Annotated in this window: 18 protein-coding genes and 1 pseudogene; 7 read left to right on the top strand and 12 right to left on the bottom strand. The window is 71.9% G+C overall.

The window, feature by feature from the left end; genetic code table 11:
* Window positions 1-215: 215 nt before the first annotated feature.
* The 5 genes from Aco03nite_RS50220 to Aco03nite_RS50240 all read right to left on the bottom strand — a co-directional run bounded on the left by Aco03nite_RS50220 (window position 216) and on the right by Aco03nite_RS50240 (window position 4,803).
* A complete protein-coding gene (locus Aco03nite_RS50220) occupies window positions 216-1,370 on the bottom strand; it encodes an ABC transporter permease (protein WP_203809940.1) in 1,155 nt (384 codons plus the stop codon).
* Complete coding sequence (locus Aco03nite_RS50225; protein ID WP_203809942.1) at window positions 1,357-2,049, bottom strand: ABC transporter ATP-binding protein; 693 nt, start codon at window positions 2,047-2,049, stop codon at window positions 1,357-1,359. The genes Aco03nite_RS50220 and Aco03nite_RS50225 overlap by 14 nt, the downstream gene beginning before the upstream one ends.
* Entirely contained in the window at window positions 2,046-2,927 is an 882-nt protein-coding gene (locus Aco03nite_RS50230; protein ID WP_203809944.1) for an efflux RND transporter periplasmic adaptor subunit, read from the bottom strand. Before Aco03nite_RS50230 ends, Aco03nite_RS50225 begins: the two co-directional genes overlap by 4 nt.
* Before the next feature lie 127 nt (window positions 2,928-3,054).
* On the bottom strand, window positions 3,055-3,591 hold the full coding sequence (locus Aco03nite_RS50235; RefSeq protein WP_203809946.1) for a hypothetical protein: 537 nt from the start codon (window positions 3,589-3,591) through the stop codon (window positions 3,055-3,057).
* A 24-nt stretch (window positions 3,592-3,615) separates the two neighbouring features.
* Complete coding sequence (locus tag Aco03nite_RS50240) at window positions 3,616-4,803, bottom strand: MFS transporter (protein WP_203809948.1); 1,188 nt, start codon at window positions 4,801-4,803, stop codon at window positions 3,616-3,618.
* Window positions 4,804-4,846: 43 nt separating this feature from the next.
* Between Aco03nite_RS50240 and Aco03nite_RS50245 the strand changes: the two genes are divergently transcribed.
* Both Aco03nite_RS50245 and Aco03nite_RS50250 read left to right on the top strand, forming a co-directional pair.
* Window positions 4,847-5,560, top strand: a complete 714-nt coding sequence (locus Aco03nite_RS50245) for a response regulator transcription factor (RefSeq protein ID WP_203809950.1) — start codon at window positions 4,847-4,849, stop codon at window positions 5,558-5,560.
* Window positions 5,553-7,319 (top strand): sensor histidine kinase, encoded by a 1,767-nt coding sequence (locus tag Aco03nite_RS50250; protein ID WP_203809952.1) that lies wholly within the window; start codon window positions 5,553-5,555, stop codon window positions 7,317-7,319. Before Aco03nite_RS50245 ends, Aco03nite_RS50250 begins: the two co-directional genes overlap by 8 nt.
* Here Aco03nite_RS50250 and Aco03nite_RS50255 read toward each other — a convergent pair.
* Window positions 7,297-9,686 (bottom strand): annotated as a pseudogene (locus Aco03nite_RS50255) (putative bifunctional diguanylate cyclase/phosphodiesterase). The gene Aco03nite_RS50250 and the pseudogene Aco03nite_RS50255 overlap by 23 nt on opposite strands.
* A gap of 6 nt (window positions 9,687-9,692) precedes the next feature.
* Here Aco03nite_RS50255 and Aco03nite_RS50260 point away from each other — a divergent pair.
* Complete coding sequence (locus Aco03nite_RS50260) at window positions 9,693-10,064, top strand: Rv1352/Rv1906c domain-containing protein (RefSeq protein ID WP_203809954.1); 372 nt, start codon at window positions 9,693-9,695, stop codon at window positions 10,062-10,064.
* Between the two features lie 85 nt (window positions 10,065-10,149).
* Here the strand turns inward: Aco03nite_RS50260 and Aco03nite_RS50265 are convergent, their stop codons facing one another.
* Both Aco03nite_RS50265 and Aco03nite_RS50270 read right to left on the bottom strand, forming a co-directional pair.
* On the bottom strand, window positions 10,150-10,611 hold the full coding sequence (locus Aco03nite_RS50265; RefSeq protein ID WP_203809956.1) for an aromatic ring-opening dioxygenase LigA: 462 nt from the start codon (window positions 10,609-10,611) through the stop codon (window positions 10,150-10,152).
* A gap of 225 nt (window positions 10,612-10,836) precedes the next feature.
* Window positions 10,837-11,238: a hypothetical protein gene (locus Aco03nite_RS50270; protein WP_203809957.1), complete on the bottom strand. Its 402-nt coding sequence runs from the start codon at window positions 11,236-11,238 to the stop codon at window positions 10,837-10,839.
* Between the two features lie 329 nt (window positions 11,239-11,567).
* On the opposite strand from Aco03nite_RS50270, the gene Aco03nite_RS50275 reads away from it, so the two are divergent.
* The 3 genes from Aco03nite_RS50275 to Aco03nite_RS50285 all read left to right on the top strand — a co-directional run bounded on the left by Aco03nite_RS50275 (window position 11,568) and on the right by Aco03nite_RS50285 (window position 12,927).
* Window positions 11,568-11,981 carry a hypothetical protein gene (locus Aco03nite_RS50275; protein WP_203809959.1) on the top strand — a complete coding sequence of 138 codons (414 nt, stop codon included), beginning with the start codon at window positions 11,568-11,570 and terminating at the stop codon, window positions 11,979-11,981.
* 93 nt (window positions 11,982-12,074) lie between these two features.
* The gene (locus Aco03nite_RS50280; RefSeq protein ID WP_203809961.1) at window positions 12,075-12,281 is read left to right on the top strand and encodes a DUF4287 domain-containing protein; all 207 of its coding nucleotides are present in this window, start codon (window positions 12,075-12,077) and stop codon (window positions 12,279-12,281) included.
* 268 nt (window positions 12,282-12,549) lie between these two features.
* Window positions 12,550-12,927 carry a hypothetical protein gene (locus Aco03nite_RS50285; RefSeq protein WP_203809963.1) on the top strand — a complete coding sequence of 126 codons (378 nt, stop codon included), beginning with the start codon at window positions 12,550-12,552 and terminating at the stop codon, window positions 12,925-12,927.
* Here Aco03nite_RS50285 and Aco03nite_RS50290 read toward each other — a convergent pair.
* The gene (locus tag Aco03nite_RS50290; protein ID WP_203809965.1) at window positions 12,924-13,907 is read right to left on the bottom strand and encodes an SEC-C domain-containing protein; all 984 of its coding nucleotides are present in this window, start codon (window positions 13,905-13,907) and stop codon (window positions 12,924-12,926) included. The two genes, Aco03nite_RS50285 and Aco03nite_RS50290, sit on opposite strands and share 4 nt — an antisense overlap.
* A gap of 176 nt (window positions 13,908-14,083) precedes the next feature.
* Here Aco03nite_RS50290 and Aco03nite_RS50295 point away from each other — a divergent pair, with 176 nt between their 5' ends.
* On the top strand, window positions 14,084-15,235 hold the full coding sequence (locus tag Aco03nite_RS50295; RefSeq protein WP_203809967.1) for a cytochrome P450: 1,152 nt from the start codon (window positions 14,084-14,086) through the stop codon (window positions 15,233-15,235).
* A gap of 52 nt (window positions 15,236-15,287) precedes the next feature.
* Here Aco03nite_RS50295 and Aco03nite_RS50300 read toward each other — a convergent pair whose 3' ends face one another.
* From Aco03nite_RS50300 to Aco03nite_RS50310, 3 genes are read right to left on the bottom strand one after another with little or no spacing between them, the layout of a single operon-like run.
* On the bottom strand, window positions 15,288-17,975 hold the full coding sequence (locus Aco03nite_RS50300) for an FtsX-like permease family protein (RefSeq protein WP_203809969.1): 2,688 nt from the start codon (window positions 17,973-17,975) through the stop codon (window positions 15,288-15,290).
* Window positions 17,972-18,688, bottom strand: coding sequence for an ABC transporter ATP-binding protein (locus Aco03nite_RS50305; protein WP_203809971.1), 717 nt, complete (start codon window positions 18,686-18,688; stop codon window positions 17,972-17,974). The genes Aco03nite_RS50300 and Aco03nite_RS50305 overlap by 4 nt, the downstream gene beginning before the upstream one ends.
* Window positions 18,685-19,272: a PadR family transcriptional regulator gene (locus Aco03nite_RS50310; RefSeq protein WP_203809974.1), complete on the bottom strand. Its 588-nt coding sequence runs from the start codon at window positions 19,270-19,272 to the stop codon at window positions 18,685-18,687. The genes Aco03nite_RS50305 and Aco03nite_RS50310 overlap by 4 nt, the downstream gene beginning before the upstream one ends.
* Window positions 19,273-19,317 lie beyond the last annotated feature (45 nt).

A 19,317-nucleotide genomic window follows, 5' to 3' on the forward strand; every position in this document is an offset into this window, starting at 1 on the left:
ATGAGCGGACGTTGGGATCGGTACGTTGATCAGGAACTACCTCGATCTCCGTCGGCAACCCAGAGCCGGAATTGGTGGATGGCTTCACTGAGATCGACACGCCGTACTCGTGTTCCCACTCCCCATCGCACCGGGTGGCATATCACCCCTGAAGCCACGTCAAGGCGTCAGGCCCGTCGTATTGCTCGGGCCTTCGACTCGGAACAGGTTCGGGGTCAGGCGCCGGACAGGGCTGACGTCGGGGGTAGGCGGGCTGCCCTTGTTGCTGGGTACACGCCGGCCACCACGCCTACCAGCAATGCACCGCCGAGGCCTCCGGCCAGCGCCAATGGGGGTACCACCAGCGGCCATGACTGCCAGCTTGCGTACGTGAATGCCGCTGCCAGACCTGCCGCTGTTCCCGTTATCCCGCCCAAGCCGGAGAGGATCACCGACTCGGCCATGAACTGTAGGCGGATGTGGCCGCGTGGGGCTCCCAAGGCGCGTCTCAAACCGATCTCCCGGCGGCGTTCCAAGACCGAGATCACCATCGTGTTGGCTACGCCTACCCCACCTACCAGCAACGACACCCCGGCCAGACCCAGCAGCAGGGCGCCGAACGCGTTGTCGGTCGCGCGTTTCGCCGCCAGGGCGTCCGATGGCCTGGACACCTGGACCAAGCCCGGCAACTGTGGACTCACCGTCGCCGGCAGCACCGCCCGGACCTGCTCCAGCGCCTCCTCCCGGGCCCGCACGTAGATCACCGTCGGGTGGCCGTCGAAGTCCAGCTCCTCGGTGGCGACGTCCCAGCCGATCAGGACCGACTGATCCAGATCGGGCGCCAGCGGTACCGGGGCCAGCACCCCGGTCACCGTGAACGAGCGGGTGCCGATGCTCACCTGCGGCGGGTTCCCCAGCCTGGCTGCGGCCTCGAAACCCAGGACCACGGTCGGGAAAGCAGCCGTCACCGGGGTCAGCCAGCGCCCGGAGTGCATCGACGCGTTCACCGCGGCCGGCAGGTCAGTGCGAGCGGCTAGCACGGTCAGGCCCGAACCGTCGTACGGATCCACCAGATCGGACCTACGGACCACCGCGTGGGTGTTGGCCACCGCGCTCACCTCGGTGACCGGGCCGATCCGGGCGGCCATCGCCACCGATTCCACCGGCAGCGGGACCGGCTCGTCGCCGGCGCTCTGTGGCTGGACCCGCAGCAGGTTGGTGCCGAGGGCGGCCAGCTGGTCGGCTACCGCCCGCTGACCGGACGCCGGGATGCTCACCACCACCATCATCGTGGCGATCCCGATGGCGATGCCCACCGCGGACAGCGCGGCCCGGAGCTTGCGGGTGCGCAGGCCGACCACGCCCAGCCGAAACACGTCACCCGTCAGCATTGACCCGCCCGTCCCGGTCAGAGATCCGCCCGTCCCGGATGGTGATCCGGCGGGGCAGGCGGGCCGCCAGGTCCCGGTCGTGGGTCACCACCGCGATCGTCGTTCCCTCCTGGTTGAGTCTGGTGAGCAGGCCGAACACGGCTTCGCCGGTGGCGCTGTCGAGGGCTCCGGTCGGCTCGTCGGCCAGCACCAGCGCCGGCTCGTTGACGATCGCCCGGGCGATCGCCACCCGCTGCTTCTCCCCACCGGAGAGCTGTTCCGGCCGGTGTTCGCGCCGGTGGGCGAGCCCGACCCGGTCGAGGGCCTCGGCGGCCCGGTCCCGGCGGCGGGCGGCAGGCACCCCGCCGTGCAGCAGCCCGGTCGCCACGTTCTCCACCGCGCTGAGCCCGTCGATCAGGTGGAACTGCTGGAAGACGAACCCGATCCGGCGGCCCCGCAGCACCGACAGCCGCCGGTCGGACAGCGTCGTGACATCCTGGCCCTCGATCGCGACGGTGCCGCTGGTCGGCAGGTCGAGGGTGCCCATCAGATTGAGCAGAGTGGACTTCCCAGAACCGGACGGGCCGATGATCGCGACCAGCTCACCCCGGTCCAGCCGCAGCGACACCTGATCAAGAGCGGTCACGCCACCGCGGTAAACCCGGCTGACGTCGGTCAGCGACAGCACCGGCGCGGTCATGACGTGGTCACCACGGACAGGCCCTCGGTGATGCCGTCGCCGCTGACCTGCACCATTCCGCCGGCGAACGCCCCGGTCTGCGCGGCGACCAGCGAACCGTCGGCCAACTGCAGCGCGTAACCACCCTCGGCGAGCGCGACCAGGGCGCCGACCGGCACCGCCAGGACCCCCTCGCGGGCGATCGTGGTGATGTGCACCTGGGCGGCCGAACCGGCGTACCCGGCAATCGGCTTTTCGGTCCGGACCACCACCGTGACCTTGCCGGCCTCGTCAGACGCGGCATCGGAGGAGTCGCTGGAGGCGCTGACCTCGCCGGGCACCTCCGCACCGTCCGGCGAGGTCACCGTGACCTCGGTGCCGATGCTGAGCCCGGCGGCGTCGGCGGGGCTCATCGGCACCGAGACGACCGGATCGGTCCCGGTGATCGACAGGATCGGCCCGTCGACCGGATCACCCGGCGCGGCGGTGACCGCACTGACCCTCCCGGGACCGGAAAGGATCACCACCTGCCCGGGCGCGAGTCCGGTGCCAGGCAGCTTGTGGTCCTTACGCCAGCGGGCCAGGGCGTCGAGCAGGCCGCTGTCCGACACGTCCGGGCGCGACGATCGCGTTCGGTAACCGAGCGCGGTCAGGTTGCGCCGCACCTGCGCCACGTCCCGGCCTTCGAGCCCGGCCGTGCCGATCGTCCGGAACAGTGGCGTGGCACCGTAGAAGACCGGCACCGGCTGGTCGTTCACCCGGTACAACACCGTGCCCCGGGCGACTTTCGCACCGACCGCGGGCAGCCTGGTCAGGATTCCGGCGCCGGTCCCTTTGACCGGCCGGGCCGGCCCGAAACCCAGCGTTCCGGTCACGGTCCGTTCATCCTGAAGATCCATTTTTTGTACGAACACCGTAGCGAGCCGTGGCTGTGCCGCCGCGGATACCGGTTCGTGGCGCCGTTCCCGCATCGTCAGGAGAACGCCCCCGGCAACCAGCGCGAGCGCACACCCGGCGGCCACCGCCCTACTTCGTGCCCGCATTGCCGAACGTCTCGATCAGGCAGTCGTGCTGGATCTGCGACTCGTTGCCGGGCACCACCACGTCGGCGGAGTCGTACGTCCACGACCCGGGCCCGGTCACGTGCACCTTCAGCCCGTGCGCGCGCAGGCATGCGACGTTGTCGTTCCACTGGGCGGCGTAGTCCGGGTTCAGCGCTTCGTCCAGCTCCGGCGGCGGCAGCGGGAGTTTGCCCTGGCAGGCGACGTACGCCGCCTTGGGTTCGCCGCTCTGGTCGATCCGCCGCGCACCCTCGGACTCGGCGAGCACCTTCACCCCCTTGGCGACCAGGCAGTCGTTGTACGCCGCCCAGATCCGGTTCTCCTCGTCGTCACCGGTGTCCAGGCGCAACTGCGGCCGCCCGGCCGACGAGGCCGCCGACGTGGTGGCGGCGGGCGCCGCACTGGCGAGCGTGGCCACCTCACCGCCCGCAGCGGTGGAGGACGCCGGTGTGCTGCACGCGGTCAAAAGAAAAGCCGTACCGAGAAGGAAGATCTTTCGCATGGCCGGAACTCTGACGAGAACCTGTCAGGATCCGGTTGCCTTCCGATGGTGCTCCTGTTCTGTCTGTGTTGGATTCCCACCGGGCGTGTCCGGAAACGATCCGGCGAACGCGGCGATCAGCAGCGGCGCCGCCAGGACCCCGAGACACGCGACGGCCGACGGCAGCGGCAGCACCGTGCTCAGCCCGGCCACCACCAGAGGACTGCCGACGAACCCGGCGTACGAGACGGTCGTCGCCGTGGCCACCGCCGCGCCGTCACCGTCCCGGGTCGCGGCATGGCTGAGCAGCGCCGGGATCACCGGCCCGAACGCGAACCCGGTGAGCGCGAACGCGCCCAGGCCGGCCGCCGGATGCGACGCGAGCGCGGCGAGCACGATGCCCACTCCCCCACCCGCCGCCCCGAGTCCCAGGATCGTCCGGAGCCGCATCCCCGGCATGGCGTGGGCGGCCAGCCGCCCCAGCGAGAGGGCCAGGTAGTAGACCGCCGGCGCCGAACTCGCCACCACCGGCAGCGCGCCCTGATGGTTCTCCAGCAGCACGGCGGACCACTGCTCCACCGCGTTCTCCATGATCAGCATGCAGGCGCCGAGCGCGCCCAGACCGATTCCGGCCAGCGGCAGGCGACGGCCCGAGCCGGCCGCCGGGGTGTCCGGGGAGGCCCCGGACGTCAGCCCCAGCGCGGCCGGCACCCCGGCCGCCGCCACCAGCACCGCGACCACCAGCAGGATGGCCAGGAGCGGCACCCCGGACTGCCGGGCCAGTCCGGCCAGCGGCGCCGCCACGACCACCATCACCGGGAACGCCGCGTGCACCGGCTGGAACAACCGGGCCCCGGTGGTGCGTTCGGCCCGGGCGATCGCCATGCTCAGGCACACGTCGAGCGCTCCGCTGGTCATACCGACCGCGATCAGGCAGGCGCCGAGCGGCACCGGCGCGGACGCCGTGGCCAGCGCCGCGATCGCCACCCCGAACAGCCCGGTGCTCACCGCCAGCGCGACGGACTCACGGCCACGGGCCAGCCGGCCGGTGAGCACCATGGCCGGGATCGCGCCGACCGCGACGAGGCTGAGCAGCAGGCCCAGCGTCCCGGTCGAGACACCGGCCCGCTGCTGCACCGCCGGGATCAGCCCACCCCATGCTCCCCAGAACAGGCCCCACGTCGCCGAGACCACGATCAGCCGTGTTCCGGTGCTTCCGGCACTTGTCAGCATCCGGTAAGGATCCGGTATTCGTCCCGTTCGCGCCCGCCCGCGGATGCCGCACCGGCCTACACTCGCCGCCGTGTGTGCGTACGTGCTGGTCGCTGAAGACGACCCCAAGCAGGCCGAACTTCTCCAGCGCTACCTGGAGCACGAGGGTCATGCCGTCGTCGCGGTCGCCGACGGGCGGGCCGCTCTGGAGGAGATCCGGCGCAACCCGCCGGACCTGGTGGTGCTGGACGTGATGATGCCGCGGGTGGACGGGCTGGACGTGTGCCGGATCCTGCGCCGCGACTCGGAGCTGCCGGTGCTGATGCTGACCGCGCGGACCAGCGAGGACGACCTGCTGCTCGGGCTGGACCTGGGCGCCGACGACTACATGACCAAGCCGTACAGCCCGCGGGAACTGACCGCCCGGGTGCGAACCCTGCTGCGCCGCAACCGGCCGCCGGCCCGCGCCCAGGATCCGGTGCTGCGGGTCGGTAACCTGCAGGTCGACCCGGTCCGGCACGAGGTCCGTGCCGACGGTCGGCAGGTGACCTGTACTCCGGGCGAGTTCCATCTGCTGCACGCGATGGCCGCCGAACCGGGCCGGGTGTTCTCCCGCGAGATGCTGCTGCGGCACCTGCACGGCTTCGACTCGTACGTCACCGCCCGCACCGTCGACGTGCACGTGATGAACCTGCGCCGCAAGATCGAAGCCGATGCCCGCAACCCGGTCCGGCTGGTCACCGTGTACGGCATCGGCTACAAACTGGCCGATGGCTGAGCGGCGCCGCAGCAGCCTGCTGGTCCGGTTGCTGGCCGTGTCCGCGGTGGTGTCGCTGCTGTCCGTCGCCGCCACCGCCTGGCTCGCCGTCCGCACCACCACCCGCGCCATCCAGCAGGAGCAGGGCCAGGCACTGTCCGACGAGGCGAAGATCTACGACACGCTCATCGGGTACGCCGCCACCCACCGCGACTGGTCGGGGGCCGGGCCGCTCGTCACGTCACTGGCCACGTCGACAGGTCACCGCGTCACCCTGACCGGCCGGGCCGGCGAGCCGATCGCCGATTCGGGCACCGGCTCGCTCCCGGGCAAACCGCTGGCCACCGTGGATCCCCTGCTCACCGACGAGGGGATCGACGCCCGCGCGGTAGGCCCGTTCCGGCTGACCGCCGCCGAGCAGGAGGAGCTCCGGGTCGTCGCGACCCGGGTCCGCAACTGTCTGCGGGATCCGCCCGGCGGCGCCGCCCTGGTGCACAACGCCGACATCGTCGAGGAGCCCAACGGCCGGTCCCGGCTCGAGGTCCCCGGCGGTGACCTGTCCACCGACACCGCCTGCGTGCGCCCGCGCGCGGTCCTGGACGAGCCGGTCACCACCGAACGGCGGGCGCTCACCAAACTGGGCACGCTGGTGAACGCCTGCCTGGCCCGGCAGGACGTGCCCGCCGTCACCATCGGTCTGTCGAACACCTGGACGTGGGCCGATCCGGTCTCCGCGCGCACCGGGCAGAACCGCAACCAGGTCGTCGCCGACTGCCTGACCGCGGGCCGCCGCGAACAGTTGGCGTCCTGGGTGGCGCCGGCCGCGCTGCTGTTCGTCACGGTGCCGGACTCCCCCGTACCGGCGACCGCATTTGATCTGTCTCTGGAGAACCGGATCCGGATCCTCGCGGTCACCGGGCTGGTGCTGCTGGCCGCCGTCGGCGTGACCACCCTCGCCGGGATGCGCCTGGTCCGGCCATTGCGGGCGCTGACCGCGGCGGCCGGCCGGATGCGCGACGGCGACGCCACCGCCCGCGTCGAGGCGAGCGGGCGCGACGAGATCGCCCGGCTGGCCGACGCGTTCAACGACATGTCGCAGCGGCGGCAGCACGTGGAACAGCTGCGGCACGCCATGGTCGGCGACATCGCCCACGAGATGCGCACCCCGGTCACCAACATCCGCGGCTGGCTGGAGGCCGCCCACGACGGGGTGGTGCCGCTGGACCGCGAGCTGATGGCGTCCCTGCTGGAGGAGGCGCTGCTGCTGCAGCACGTGATCGACGACCTGCAGGACCTGTCCGCAGCCGACGCCGGCGAGCTGCGCCTGCACCCTCAGCCGGTGGAGATCGCGTCGTTGCTGTCCGGGGTGGCCGACGCGTTCCATGCCACTGCCGAGAAGGCCGAGGTCACGCTGACCGTCCGGACCGCACCGGCAACCATCACCGCAGATCCGATCCGCTTACGCCAGGCGGTGGGAAACCTGATGGCCAACGCGATCCGGCACACGCCTCCGGGCGGACAGGTGACGATATCGAGCGTTGAAACGGACAGTGAGCTGACGATTGCGGTGACCGACACCGGCCCCGGCCTTCCCCCCGACCAACTGGAGCTGGTCTTCGAACGCTTCTGGCGAGCCGAGAAATCCCGAAGCCGCCAAACCGGAGGCAGCGGCCTGGGCCTCTCCATAGTCCGAAAACTGACCGAGGCCCACCACGGCCGGGTCTCGGTGACCAGCCCACCCGGCGAAGGCGCCACCTTCACCCTGCACCTGCCGCTATGACCGTCTCCGCGGCGGGTAGGGGTTTGCCGAAGAGCCAGCCCTGGGCCAGGTCGCAGCCCTGGGTGCGGAGCCAGTCCCGCTGTAGTTCGGTTTCCACGCCCTCCGCGACCACCCGCAGGCCGAGGGCTCCGGCCATGGCCAGGACCGCCCGGACGATCTGTTCGTCGGCGCTGCTGGTGCCCACCTCGGAGACGAACGAGCGGTCCAGCTTCACGATGCCCACCGGAGGCGGCTCAGGTAGCTCAGGGACGAATAGCCGGTGCCGAAGTCGTCGACGGCCATCACCACGCCCAGGTCGTGCAGGGCGTTCAAGGTGCTCAGGGCGGTCTCGATGTCCTCCATCACGCCGGACTCGGTGATCTCCAGCCACAGTGCGGACGGCGGCAGGCCCGTCGAGGCCAGCACGTCACGGACCACCGACACCAGCTCCCGGTCGCGTAGCTGGCGGACCGACACGTTGACCGACATGTGCAGCGGATGGGCGTCCGGTCCGCGGGCGGCCCGCCACGCGGCGAGCTGGCCGGCGGCCTCCCGGAGCAGCCAGGCGCCGGCGTCGACGATCAGGCCGGTCTCCTCGGCGACCGGGATGAACCGCATCGGCGAGACGAAGCCGAGTTCCGGGTGCTGCCAGCGCATCAGGGTCTCGAAACCGTCCACCTCGCCGCTGGCCAGGTCGATGATCGGCTGGTAGGTGGCGTACAGCTCGCCGCGTTCCAGAGCGCCCCGGAACGCCTGTTCCAGGGCCATCCGCCCGAGCAGGTCCTCGCGCAGCGACGTGTCGAACACCGCGTACGCGTTGCGGCCCCGGCCTTTCGCCTTGTACATCGCGGTGTCGGCGTCCCGGATCAGCTCCAGGGCCTCGGCGCTGCCGTCGGCCTTCGCCACCCCGATCGACGCGGACACCACCACCCCGCCGACGGTCAGCGCGAACGGGCGCTCGAACAGGTGCAGGATCCGCCCGGCCACCGATTCGGCGAGGATGCTGTGCGACGGGCTGGCGAGCGCGACCACGAACTCGTCCCCACCGATCCGACAGACCAGATCGCTGCTGCGTACGTGGGAGCTGAGCCGCGTGGCCACCGCGCACAGCAGCTCGTCCCCGACCTGGTGCCCCCAGTGATCGTTGATCATCTTGAACCGGTCGAGGTCGATGAAGAGCAGACTGATCTCCTGCCCGCCGTCGGTGGCGCGCTGTCCCCAGGTGGCGATGGTGTCGCTGAGCAGTTCCCGGTTGGGCAGGTCGGTGAGGGCGTCGTGGGTGACCCGCCGCCGGATCACGGTCTCCGCGCGGGCCCGCGAGTTGTTGGACCCCACCACCCGGAACAGGACGGTCAGAATCAGGACACTGCACAGGAGTACGCGTACCACGTTGTCGAAGGTGCCCCGGCTCGGTTCGACGATGGAGACGGTCACCGGCCCCAGCAGGGTCAGGGCGATCAACGCGGTACGGGCGGGCGACAGGGTCCGTACCATCGCGGTCCGGGGTTGGGTCAGGCTCCGCATCGACGGATGCACGCTCGCCGCGCCGAAGAACAGGAACGCCGCCGAGTAGAGCGCCTCGATCATCTCGGCGCCGACGTTCGCCAGGTTGCCGTCCCGGATGCTGAAGAGCAGGTCCCCGGTGAACAGCATCACCGAACCGACGACGAACAGCCACATCGACGGCCGCCGGGAGCTGCCGGCCAGGGCCAGCTGGGCGACCAGTACGACGAGCACCACGTCGACCACGGGGAAGAACGAGTTGACGACCTGCAGCACCGGCAGCCCGGTCCGTTCGATCGACGGCGCCACCAGGTACGTCCACGCCATGAACGCCGAACCGGCCCCGACCAGCACCGCGTCCACCCAGGCCGGGTCGTCCCGGTCGGCCCGCCGCAGCCGCAGCATCCCGGCGAACCCGGCCACGGTCATCAGGTAGCCGGGGATGATGAACGCGTCCGGGATCAGCGCCATCGTCGTCGGTGGTGACACGCTCGCCCCGGGCACCACGATCCGGGCGATCAGCCCGGCCAGGAACAGCATCCCGGCGACCGCCATCCGCTGCCACGGCCCCCGGTCGGCGGGCAACGCCACCCGGTACGCGCCGTAACAGATGCCGATCATCCCGGTCAGGAAGGCGGCCACGTTCAGCAGACCCGGGCGGGGCTGCGATCCGGCCAGGGCCAGGATCGTGCCCGCGGCCGCCATCACCCAGGCGGACGCCGCGCAGCCACGCGACCGCCGCAGCGGGTCGGTCGGTGCGGCGGGGCGCTCAGGGGCGTCGTGCTCGTCCGCGAGCGCACGGGTCACACCAGCCCGATCGGCATCCGGCCCGCCGGGCTTAGCCGAGCGGATCCGCCCCGAGTGGTTGCGAGCGCAGGTGATCATGGGGGCATGGTGGGAATCAAAGCAGGTGGCGTGGGGTTTCTCGCCGTTCTGATGGTGTCCGGGTGCACCGCCGAGCCGGAGTCGCCGGCCGGGGCACCCGCCTCCGAGGCGCCGCTGGTGTTCGTGACGCCGTCGCCGGCGGCGAGCCCGGCGCAGTCGTTCGGGCCGGGCAGTTATCTCGTCGGGCGGGACGTGGAGCTGGGCCGGTACTCGGCCGGTGACACGGTGACGCGGTGCCGGTGGCTCCAGCGGGACAGCGCCGGGACGTTCCTGGACGGCAACGCCGCGGACCGCCCGACCCAGGTCCTCACCCTGTCGGCCGAGGACAGCGAACTCGTGGTCGCCGGAGACGGCTGCTCTTTCACCCGCATGCCCTGACCACAGCGAAGCCGCATACCCTGACGACAACGACGAGCGGCACCCGGTGCGAAACCGGGTGCCGCTCGTCCTTGGGGGCGGGAATTCAGCTGGCGGAAGCGGGGGCCTCGGCCGGGGCCGGGGCGCCGGCCAGGGTGCGGGAGACCAGGAACAGCGAGTACCCGGTCAGCGCGACCACGATCGCCAGCCCCATCACCAGGGCGGAGATACCGAACGAGACGACCGAGGTGAACAGCGAGGCCCGCAGGAAGGAGCCGTTCATGACGGTCGCCCGGGTCGGGTCCTCCTTGTCGAGTTCGGCATAGGTCTTGCCGCCGCTCGCCGCCAGCGCGTGCTTCTCGATCACCTGGGCCTCGGCGTACGCGGTGAGGGGTCCGTCGATCGCCTCGCCACCGAACATGGCGGCGTCCTCGGAGACCGTGATCCGCTCGTCGGCGAGCTGGGACTGGACGGTGAACCAGGTGGTCGCCCCGGCGGCCAGCATGATCAGACCGGCGAGCATCAGCAGAATGGAGATCAGGCGGACGGGCTTGGCCGCGGTGTTCATCGTTGCTCCTCAGATCAATGCGGTGTCTCCGGCGACCGGCCTGGCGGCTGTTCGCTTCATCGATGACTATTCCGCCGTCCGGGGTTCCGCGGCAGGGCCGACAGGTACGGGCCCTTGGTCCTTTCCCAACTTCGCGCGACCGGGTCTTTCGGCCCTCCCGCCCGGGACGAAAGCCGGGCCCCGCCTCTCGTTCTTCGAGGCGGGGCCCGGCGTTTCCGGTGCCGATCAGGTCAGCAGCGTGACCGAGTAGTTGAGCGTGGTGCCACTGGCCGTGTAGGTCGCGGTCTGCCCGTTGGCGCAGTAGGAGACGAAGACATTACCGAGCACGTCGTTGCCGGCCTCCGCGTGGACCAGCGGCCGCACGTCGACACCCTCGGCGAACGGGGTGGACACCAGGTCCACCAGCCGCCACTGGTTGATCGGGTAGTCGTCGGTGGCCGCGGAGACCTGCCCGTCCCGGGTGGTGAGCTGGAAGTTCGCCACGAACCCGCCGTTGTTGACGACCGCGACCTTCTGCACGCAGGGCACGGCAGCGGCGGAAGCGGGCGAGGCGGTCATGCCGACCAGCCCGGCCACCCCACCGAGGACGACGGCGACGGCACCGGCTGAGACTCTGTTGGCGTTCACGCTGTTCTCCTTCTCCAGGGGAAACGGTCGAGGCAGCAAATATCCCCATCGATCACCGGCAAACCGCCGCCATATTTCACCATTTTTAATATCGACCACCGTGAAAGCATGATGGAACCGCTCCCAAACGCCCCAAAAAGACCACGATCCGCAGACCCGCTTGCCGGTACGAGTTAAACCACAGTCCAGCGACGACCACCGATGAACTCCACGATCGGGTGAACGCGCCGCGACGTGCCGACGGAGTGACGGCCGGTTTCAGCCGAGACGGAACGGGCAACTGAAGTCCTCGTAGACATCTGAAGTCCAACGGATCGGAGTGACCGTTCATGGGAATCCTCAAGCTGGCCGCGGGTGTCGCCGTGGGTTACGTCCTCGGCAGCCGGGCGGGCCGGGAGAAGTACGAGAGCATCGCCGCCCAGGCCCGTAAGGTCGGCTCGCACCCCCGGGTCATCGAGGCGCAGGAGAAGGCGAAGACCCTGATCGGCACCCAGACCGACCGGGTGAACGCGAAGCTGCACTCGGCCGCCGAGTCCGCTCGCCCGGCCACGACGCCGTCCACGTCGAACACGACGCCGTTCACCCCGGCCCCGACCCCGGCGTCCACCCCGGCCGCCAAGCCGACCCCGGCGCCCCGGGCCTCCGAGGTCACCAAGCCGCTGTCCCCGGCGACGACGTCGACCCGCTCGTCCACGCCCCGCACCGGCACGACGACGAGCCCGCTCAACGACCCGCCGCTGTGAGCTAGGCACGACCCCGCAACGGGGGCGAGTGACACCCGTCACTCGCCCCCGTTTCTGCGCTCGTTCCGCCGGCGCCCACCGGTCTACTGAGGCATGACCGAACCCGTGAAAGGCCCCGCCAGCTACTTCCCGTCGATCGAGAAGAAGTACGGCCACCCGATCGCCCACTGGAAAGACCTGATCCGGGCCTCCCCGCTGACAAAGCACGGCGAGTTGGTGACCTGGCTGAAAACCGAGCACGGCCTCGGCCACGGCCACGCCAACGCCTTGGTCGCCCACACCCTGGCCGAGTCCCGGTAACCCTGGCGGGCTTCAGGTCCTGTGTGGCAGACCCCGCGGGATCCAGGGGCTGTTGTGAAATGAGGCCGGGTTCGCGCAGATTCCGCCGGACGTCCGGCCCCGGCTGACGGTCACCGCGCTGACCGATCCGGCCGCCGTCGATGTCACCCGGCTGCTCGCCGGGGATCCCGGTGGCCGGCGACGGCCGTACCGACGTGCCATCGGGTGCTGCGCCGGCTCGCCCGTCTCGCCGGGTTGGAGGGAGGGGCTTCCACCGGCCGCCGCCCACATGCTGATCGCCCTCCGGCAGGATCCGGAGGGCGGCGATCCGCTCGACCGGATCACCGCGGCGGTGGGCGACCCGGAGACGTTGTTCGAGACGGCCGTGGCGGAGGTGCCGGCCGGGGCACCGGGGCACCGGTCGACGGCGGCCGCGTTCGTGCTGTGCGCGACGCCGCTGCACGACGATCTCAAGGTCGCTGTGCTGCTGTACCTCGGGATCGTCCTGTTCCGGAGCGGGCGGACCGGGGAGGCCGTGGAGACCGTGCGGGCGATCCTGCCGTTGCTGCGCGAGAGCGGGTCCGGCGACCTGGCCGACCGGTGGTCACGGGACGTGACCGGTCTGCTGCCCGCCGAACCCGCTCTCCAAGCGCTGCTGGAACCCTAGCGGGCCCGGGGCAGGCAGCACTTCTTGTACTTGGCGCCGGAACCGCACCAGCATGCGTCGTTGCGGGCCGGGGGCCAGGCGATCAGGCCGGTGCCGGCGGCCAGGCTGCGGGCGTAGCCGCTGCGGGTCGCGGCGTCGGCGGTGCCGCCGATGCCGGCGAACCGGGCCAGGTCGTCGGCCACGCCGGGCAGCAGCGACGGGGTGCCGCCGCGGCGGGTGAGCCGCTGCTCGAGCTGGGCACGGTGGTCGTCCCAGGTCGCGCCGTACACCTCGGTCAGGGCCGGCCAGCGGGTGACGACGGTGGTGAACTCGGCCTGCGGCCAGAAGACCAGCTCGTCCTCGGCGGTGGTGGTGCGGGCGGCGGCCAGCCGGTTCTCCAGGCGGTCGGCGAGGTTGTCGTGCACGTCGTGCGGCAGGCCGAGCGCGTGCCGGGTGCGGTGGCGCTGCTGGAGCAGGAAGAACAGCAGGCCGGCCTCGTCGGCGCTGGACGGGTCGGCGGTCTGGCCGGCGGCGGCGCGCTCGTCCAGGACGGCCCGGACGGCCTCGGTCAGCCACTCCTCGGCGACCCGGTTGCGGCCGCCGGCGGCGAGGGCGGCGCCGATGTAGGCGGCGGCGTCCGAGTGCCGGGTCAGGGCGGGACGCAGCGGCTCCAGGGCGGCGATCGCCTCGTCGGCGCGGCCGGCCCGGAACAGGACGCGGGCCCGCAGCGCGCGGGCCGAGGTGGCGCCGCTGTCGTCGCGGTCGCCGTAGGCCTCGACGGCCCGGTCGGCGTAGCGCAGCGCGGCGTCGAGCTTGGACCGGCTCTCGGCGATCTCGGCGGCGAGGGCGAGCGCGTAGCCGGCGTCCTGCGGGTCGGCGAGACGGCCGCTGTCCGCGGCGGCGGCCAGCTCGGCGGCGACTCCCAGCGGGTCGGCGGCGCCGAGGGCGGACTGCCGGATCTCGCTGAGGTCCGCACTGGTCAGGTCTGTTGTGGTGGGCACGCCGTCACGGTACTGCGGCTGTCGCTTTCCCGGCCGTAGATCAAAATCTCATTTCCCGGGCGTACGACCAGGAATGTTTTGACATCGATCTTGATCGTGGCATTTTGACCGCTTGCTACCTGAACGCCCTACTCGTACGGTACCAAGTAATCAAGCGTTTACCTCAGGGAGACGACATGGTTCTGGAGTACCCGTTCACGCCGCCGACCGCGGTCGACCCGCCCGCTCAGTGGCAGGAGCTGCGGGCCACCTGTCCGGTCGCGCACGTGCGCACCGCCTCCGGCAGCGAGGCGTTGCTGCTGACCAGGTACGACGACGTACGCACGACGATCACCGACCGCCGGTTCGCCCGCAACACCCCGGCCGGCGGCGGAATGGCCGCCTACCTGTCCGAGGAGCAGGCGCACCTGCGCTGGCGGCGGCTGCTGACCCGGTCGTTCACCGCCCGCCGGATGACCGCCCTGCAACCGGGCATCACCCGGATCACCCACGACCTGATCGACACGATGATCAAGAGCGGGCAGCCGGCCGATCTGCGGACGGCGCTCGGCTTCCCGATGCCGGTCTACGTCATCTGCGACCTGCTCGGTGTGCCGGCCGCCGACCGGGAACGGTTCGCGCACTGGTCGGACCGTTTCCTGAACCTGACCCGCTTCACCGCCGAGGACGTCGAGCAGTCCGGCCGGGAGCTGTGGGACTACATGCGCACCCACGTCCGCGCCAAGCGGACCGATCCCGGCGACGACCTGCTCTCCGAGCTGCTGACCGTGGTGGACAGCGAGGACGGCCGGCTGACCGAGGACGAGCTGATCTTCACCGGTCAGGCCCTGCTGGTGGCCGGCCACGAGACCACCGCCAACATGATCGGCAAGATGGTGGCGATGCTGCTGGCCCGGCGCGAGCGCTGGGAGTCCCTGGTCGCCGACCCGGCCCTGGTCACCACCGCGGTCGAGGAGGTGCTGCGCTTCGACGCCAACCTGGGTTTCGGCACCCACCGCCTGGTCACCGAGCGGGTCGAGATCGCCGGCACGGTGGTGGAGCCGGGGACCACGGTGCTGTCCTCGATGCCGTCCGCCAACCGCGACGAACGGGTCTTCGACGCCCCGGACGAGATGAACCTGTCCCGCTCCCCCAATCCGCACCTGACGTTCGGCGCGGGGGTGCACGCCTGCATCGGCCAGTCGCTGGCCCGCGTCGAGCTGCGCACCGTCCTGTCCGCCCTGCTGGAGCGCCTGCCCACCCTGGAGCTGGCCGTCCCGGTCGGCGAACTGCGCCGCCGCGAGGGCCTGCTGGTCGGCGGCCTGGAGGAGATCCCGCTCCGCTGGTGACACCCCCGGAAGCGGCGGCCCGGCCGCCGCTTCCGGGACCTCGGGTGCCCGGTCAGGTGGGGCGGCGGCGTTCGATCGGGAGGCGGGCCCGGGTCAGCAGGCCGGCGCCGAGCATCGCCACCACCGGGACGATCAGGATCGACAGCAGGTTCAGCCACGGTACGGACAGCGGGTACGGCGACGGGGGCGGCCACTCGGCGGTGCGGCTCAGGTTCGTCGCCGCCAGGACCGCGAACCCCGATCCCACCCCGGCTGTCACGCCCAGCAGCGAGCCCAGGCCGGCGATCACCCCGGCCTGGCTGATCGACAGCAGCCGCCGGATGCCGGGGGACGCGCCGATCGCGGCGAGTGTCGACAGGTCGGCCCGGCCGTCGGCGGCCGCCAGGCCGGTCGCCACGGCGGCCGCACCGAGGGTGATCAGGGCGGACGCGGCGGCGAGCACGTACAGCAACGGGTTCTCGTCGCCGACCGGACCGGACTCCACCACCGGGCTGCGGGTGCCGGCGGCAGCCAGGGCCGCGTTCAGGCCGTCGACGGTCCGGGTCGGCGGTTCGGCGGTGGTCGCGGCGACCAGCCCGGTGACCACCACGTCGAAGCCGGCCTTCTCGGCCAGCGCGGCCGACAGGATGTTGCCGCCGGGGTGGGTGGCCGGGTCGAGCAGATAGCCGGGCGCGGTCAGGGTCCGCTCGGTAGCGTTCTCCGGGTCGCTGACGGCGACGGTGACCAGGCCGTCGTCGATCAGGAACGGATCCCGGACCACCACGCCGCCGCGGTCCAGGACGGCCGCTGCCTCGTCCAGCACCGATCCGGACGCTCCGGTCACGGCGGCGACCGTGTCCCGGCCGCCGATCATCGAGATGAAGACCGGGTACGCCAGGCCCGAACCGATCCGGGACCCGGCGCACCGCGGATCCGCGGTCAGCGCGTCGACCTCGGCCGGGGTGGCGGGCGGGTGCTCGTCGCCGGGGCAGGTCTGCGCGGCGGTCCGGACCGGGACGAGCTGGCAGCCGGTGGAGGTGCGGTCGTACCGGCAGACGGTCTCGGAGACCTCGGTCAGGCCCGCGCCGGGCAGGGCGGCGCCGAGGGCGGCCCGGGCCAGTTCCGGGGTCCGCGCCGTGTACGTGTCGCTGCCGAGCCCGAAGTTGACCGCCACGTAGCCCATCGGCAGCAGCTGCTGGTGGTCGTTCCGGTTCCGGTCGACGGTGCTGGTCAGGTAGACGCCGATGGCGACGGTCCCGGCGACGGCGGCCATCACCGCGGCGATCGCCGGCGCCGCCGAGGCCCGGTTGCGGGCGGTGTCGCGCAGCGCGATCCGGGGTGCGGCGGGCAGCATCGCGCCGAGCCGGGCGACCAGCCCGACCAGGGCGGGGGTGCACAGCACCAGGCCGATCTGGACGACCGCCAGGCCCACCACGATCAGCTGGACCTCCACCGTCCGGACGCCGAGGACCGCGATCGCCGCGCCGCAGGCGGCCAGCGCCAGCCCGGCCAGCACCCAGCGGCGCTTGGACCGGACCACCCCGCGGCGGCCGGTCAGCGCGGTCACCACGTCGGCCCGGGCGGCGGTGAACGCCGGGACGGCCGCCGCCAGCAGCCCGGTGACCATGGCCAGCACGACGATGCCGGTGAGCATCGGCGGGTCGAACCGGTAGCCGCCGGCCCGGGCGCCGACCAGCAACTCCTCGGCGAGCGGGCGGCCCAGGGCGGCGAGGAGCACGGCGATCACCAATCCGATGACGGCGCCGGCCAGCCCGAGAAGCAGGCCGTCGGCGAGCACGATGCGCCGCAGGTGGGCCCGGGTTCCGCCGTTCGCGGCGACCAGCGCGAGGGAACGCTGCCGGCGGCGGGCGCCGACGGCGAAGGCGGGACCGGCCAGCAGGACGATCTCCAGAACGGCCAGGCCGACCACCACGGGCACCAGGGACAGCGTCGTGTTCTCCCCGGTACCGCCCTGGACCGGCACCTCGGACGGATCGGGCGGGTCGATCAGCACGGCACGCGAGGTGACCATGACGCCGGAGGAGTTGAGGTCCCGGACACCGGACCAGAGAACCGGGTCCGGGGTGTCGGCCAGCCACACGTTCAGGCCCGGCGGCACGGGCAGCCCGCCGGGGGCGACCACCAGTCGCTCGCCGAGGTCGGCCGGGAACTCGACGGTGCCGACCGCGGTCCAGACGCGGCTGCCGTCCGGGGTCCGGACGGTGTCGCCGTAGCGTTCCCGGGCGGCCCGGGACATCGCCACCTCGCCCGGCGCCGTGGGCGCCCGGCCGTCCAGGAGCTCGGCCCGGCCCCGGTGGATCGGGTCGGCCAGGTCCAGCTCGGTCATCTCCGCCTCGACCAGGCCGCCGGTCGCGGTCAGCAGGTTGAGCGTGTTCTCCCGGAACGGGACGAGCCGGGTGCCGTCCGGCAGCAGGGCCAGCATCTGCTCCTCGGTCACGCCGGTGGCGAGGAAGTCGTCCTCCCGCTCCACCACCGGTTGCCAGTACTCGCCGATCGCGTCCTGCACGATCGGGTCGGATCTGATCGGCCGGACGATCGCGTCGGCCTGTCCCATCACCCGGGTGGCCTGTTCGGCGGGGGTCAGGGTGAACATGTCGTACGACGCGGCGGCGTACCCGAGCCCGCAGACCGGCACCGCGATCATGGCGACGACCAGCGCGGACCGGCCCTTGGCCCGGATCATCCCGCGACGGGCGATGCGCAGCGCGGTCCGCCACGAGCCCAGGAACGGCAGCTTCACGGGGTCGGCTCCAGCAGGTCGGTCACCGAGGCGAGCGGTCCGGAGGTGTCCACGATCGATCCGTCGCGCAGGAAGATCACCCGGTCGGCCCAGCCGGCGTGCCGGGCCTCGTGGGTGACCAGCAGCCCGGCGGCGCCGGCGTCGACCCGGTCGCGGAGCACCCGCAGCACCAGTTCGCCGGTCTGCGAGTCGAGGGCGCCGGTGGGTTCGTCGGCGAGCACCAGCCGCCGGTCGCCGACCAGGGCGCGGGCGATGGCGACCCGCTGCTGCTGGCCGCCGGACATCTCGTCCGGGAAGCGGCGGGCCAGGTCGGCGATGCCGATGTCGCCGAGGGCGGACAGGGCCGCGCGGCGGGCCTCCCGGATGCCGGTCCCGTCGAGTTCCAGCGGCAGGGCGACGTTCTCCACCGCGGTCAGGCTGGGCAGCAGGTTGAAGTCCTGGAAGACGTAGCCGATGGTCCGGCGGCGCACCTCGGCCAGCCCGCGGTGCGACAGGGTGTCCAGGGCGACACCCTCGACGAGCACCTCGCCGTGGCTCGGCAGGTCGAGGCCGCCGGCCAGGTTGAGCAGGGTGGACTTGCCGGAACCGGACGGGCCCATGACCGCGACCAGCTCGCCGGGGCGGACCGTCAGGTGGACGCCGCGCAGGGCGTGGACGGCGGATTCCCCGTCGCCGTGGGTGCGGTGGACGTCGCGGAACTCCAGGACGGTCATGCGCCGGCCACCTTCGGGCCGGTCTGGCGGGCGGCGACGGGGGCGTCGGTCTTCGGAACGGGGACGGTTCGTTTGCGCAGGATCGTCGCCTCGCAGAAGTCCAGCCAGCGGATCTCCGCCTCGGTCTGGAAGATCATCGCTTCCAGGACGAGCAGCCAGGACGGGTCGTCGGGGTCGCCGCCGCCGCTGACCTTGAGCCGGGTGTACTCCTGCAGCGCCCGGATCCCGGCGACCCGCTGGGTCTGCACGACCGAGGCCAGGTCGACGCCGGGGGTGGTCATCGCCAGGGCGAGTTTGATGGCGAGCTCGTCGCGCGGTCGGTCGGCGCGGTCGATCGGAGTGGCGAACCACTGGTTCAGCTCGGTGCGGCCCCGGGCGGTGATCTCGTACGGCCGCTGTCCCTCGTCGTTCTCCGGCAGCGCCGCCACGAGTTCGTCGCGTTCCAGCCGGGACAGCGTGGTGTAGACCTGCCCGATGTTCAGCGACCAGGTGCCGCCGACGCTCGCCTCGAACGCGGCGCGCAGCTGATAGCCGTGCATCGGGCCGCGTTCGAGGAGCGCCAGCAGACTGTTACGAATGGACATGGATACGGAGTATGCATACCGAGTATGCCCGCAGCAAGTCCGCGG

It is taken from the genome of Actinoplanes couchii, from assembly GCF_016862075.1.
Lineage (GTDB): Bacteria > Actinomycetota > Actinomycetes > Mycobacteriales > Micromonosporaceae > Actinoplanes > Actinoplanes couchii.

What these genes read in the sequence shown, in the direction of transcription:
- Aco03nite_RS50220 (WP_203809940.1), bottom strand. Translation starts at nt 1,370, where the DNA reads ATGCTGACGGGTGACGTGTTTCGGCTGGGCGTGGTCGGCCTGCGCACC.
- Aco03nite_RS50225 (WP_203809942.1), bottom strand. Translation starts at nt 2,049, where the DNA reads ATGACCGCGCCGGTGCTGTCGCTGACCGACGTCAGCCGGGTTTACCGC.
- Aco03nite_RS50230 (WP_203809944.1), bottom strand. Translation starts at nt 2,927, where the DNA reads ATGGATCTTCAGGATGAACGGACCGTGACCGGAACGCTGGGTTTCGGG.
- Aco03nite_RS50235 (WP_203809946.1), bottom strand. Translation starts at nt 3,591, where the DNA reads ATGCGAAAGATCTTCCTTCTCGGTACGGCTTTTCTTTTGACCGCGTGC.
- Aco03nite_RS50240 (WP_203809948.1), bottom strand. Translation starts at nt 4,803, where the DNA reads ATGCTGACAAGTGCCGGAAGCACCGGAACACGGCTGATCGTGGTCTCG.
- Aco03nite_RS50245 (WP_203809950.1), top strand. Translation starts at nt 4,847, where the DNA reads ATGCCGCACCGGCCTACACTCGCCGCCGTGTGTGCGTACGTGCTGGTC.
- Aco03nite_RS50250 (WP_203809952.1), top strand. Translation starts at nt 5,553, where the DNA reads ATGGCTGAGCGGCGCCGCAGCAGCCTGCTGGTCCGGTTGCTGGCCGTG.
- Aco03nite_RS50260 (WP_203809954.1), top strand. Translation starts at nt 9,693, where the DNA reads ATGGTGGGAATCAAAGCAGGTGGCGTGGGGTTTCTCGCCGTTCTGATG.
- Aco03nite_RS50265 (WP_203809956.1), bottom strand. Translation starts at nt 10,611, where the DNA reads ATGAACACCGCGGCCAAGCCCGTCCGCCTGATCTCCATTCTGCTGATG.
- Aco03nite_RS50275 (WP_203809959.1), top strand. Translation starts at nt 11,568, where the DNA reads ATGGGAATCCTCAAGCTGGCCGCGGGTGTCGCCGTGGGTTACGTCCTC.
- Aco03nite_RS50280 (WP_203809961.1), top strand. Translation starts at nt 12,075, where the DNA reads ATGACCGAACCCGTGAAAGGCCCCGCCAGCTACTTCCCGTCGATCGAG.
- Aco03nite_RS50285 (WP_203809963.1), top strand. Translation starts at nt 12,550, where the DNA reads ATGCTGATCGCCCTCCGGCAGGATCCGGAGGGCGGCGATCCGCTCGAC.
- Aco03nite_RS50295 (WP_203809967.1), top strand. Translation starts at nt 14,084, where the DNA reads ATGGTTCTGGAGTACCCGTTCACGCCGCCGACCGCGGTCGACCCGCCC.
- Aco03nite_RS50305 (WP_203809971.1), bottom strand. Translation starts at nt 18,688, where the DNA reads ATGACCGTCCTGGAGTTCCGCGACGTCCACCGCACCCACGGCGACGGG.
- Aco03nite_RS50310 (WP_203809974.1), bottom strand. Translation starts at nt 19,272, where the DNA reads ATGTCCATTCGTAACAGTCTGCTGGCGCTCCTCGAACGCGGCCCGATG.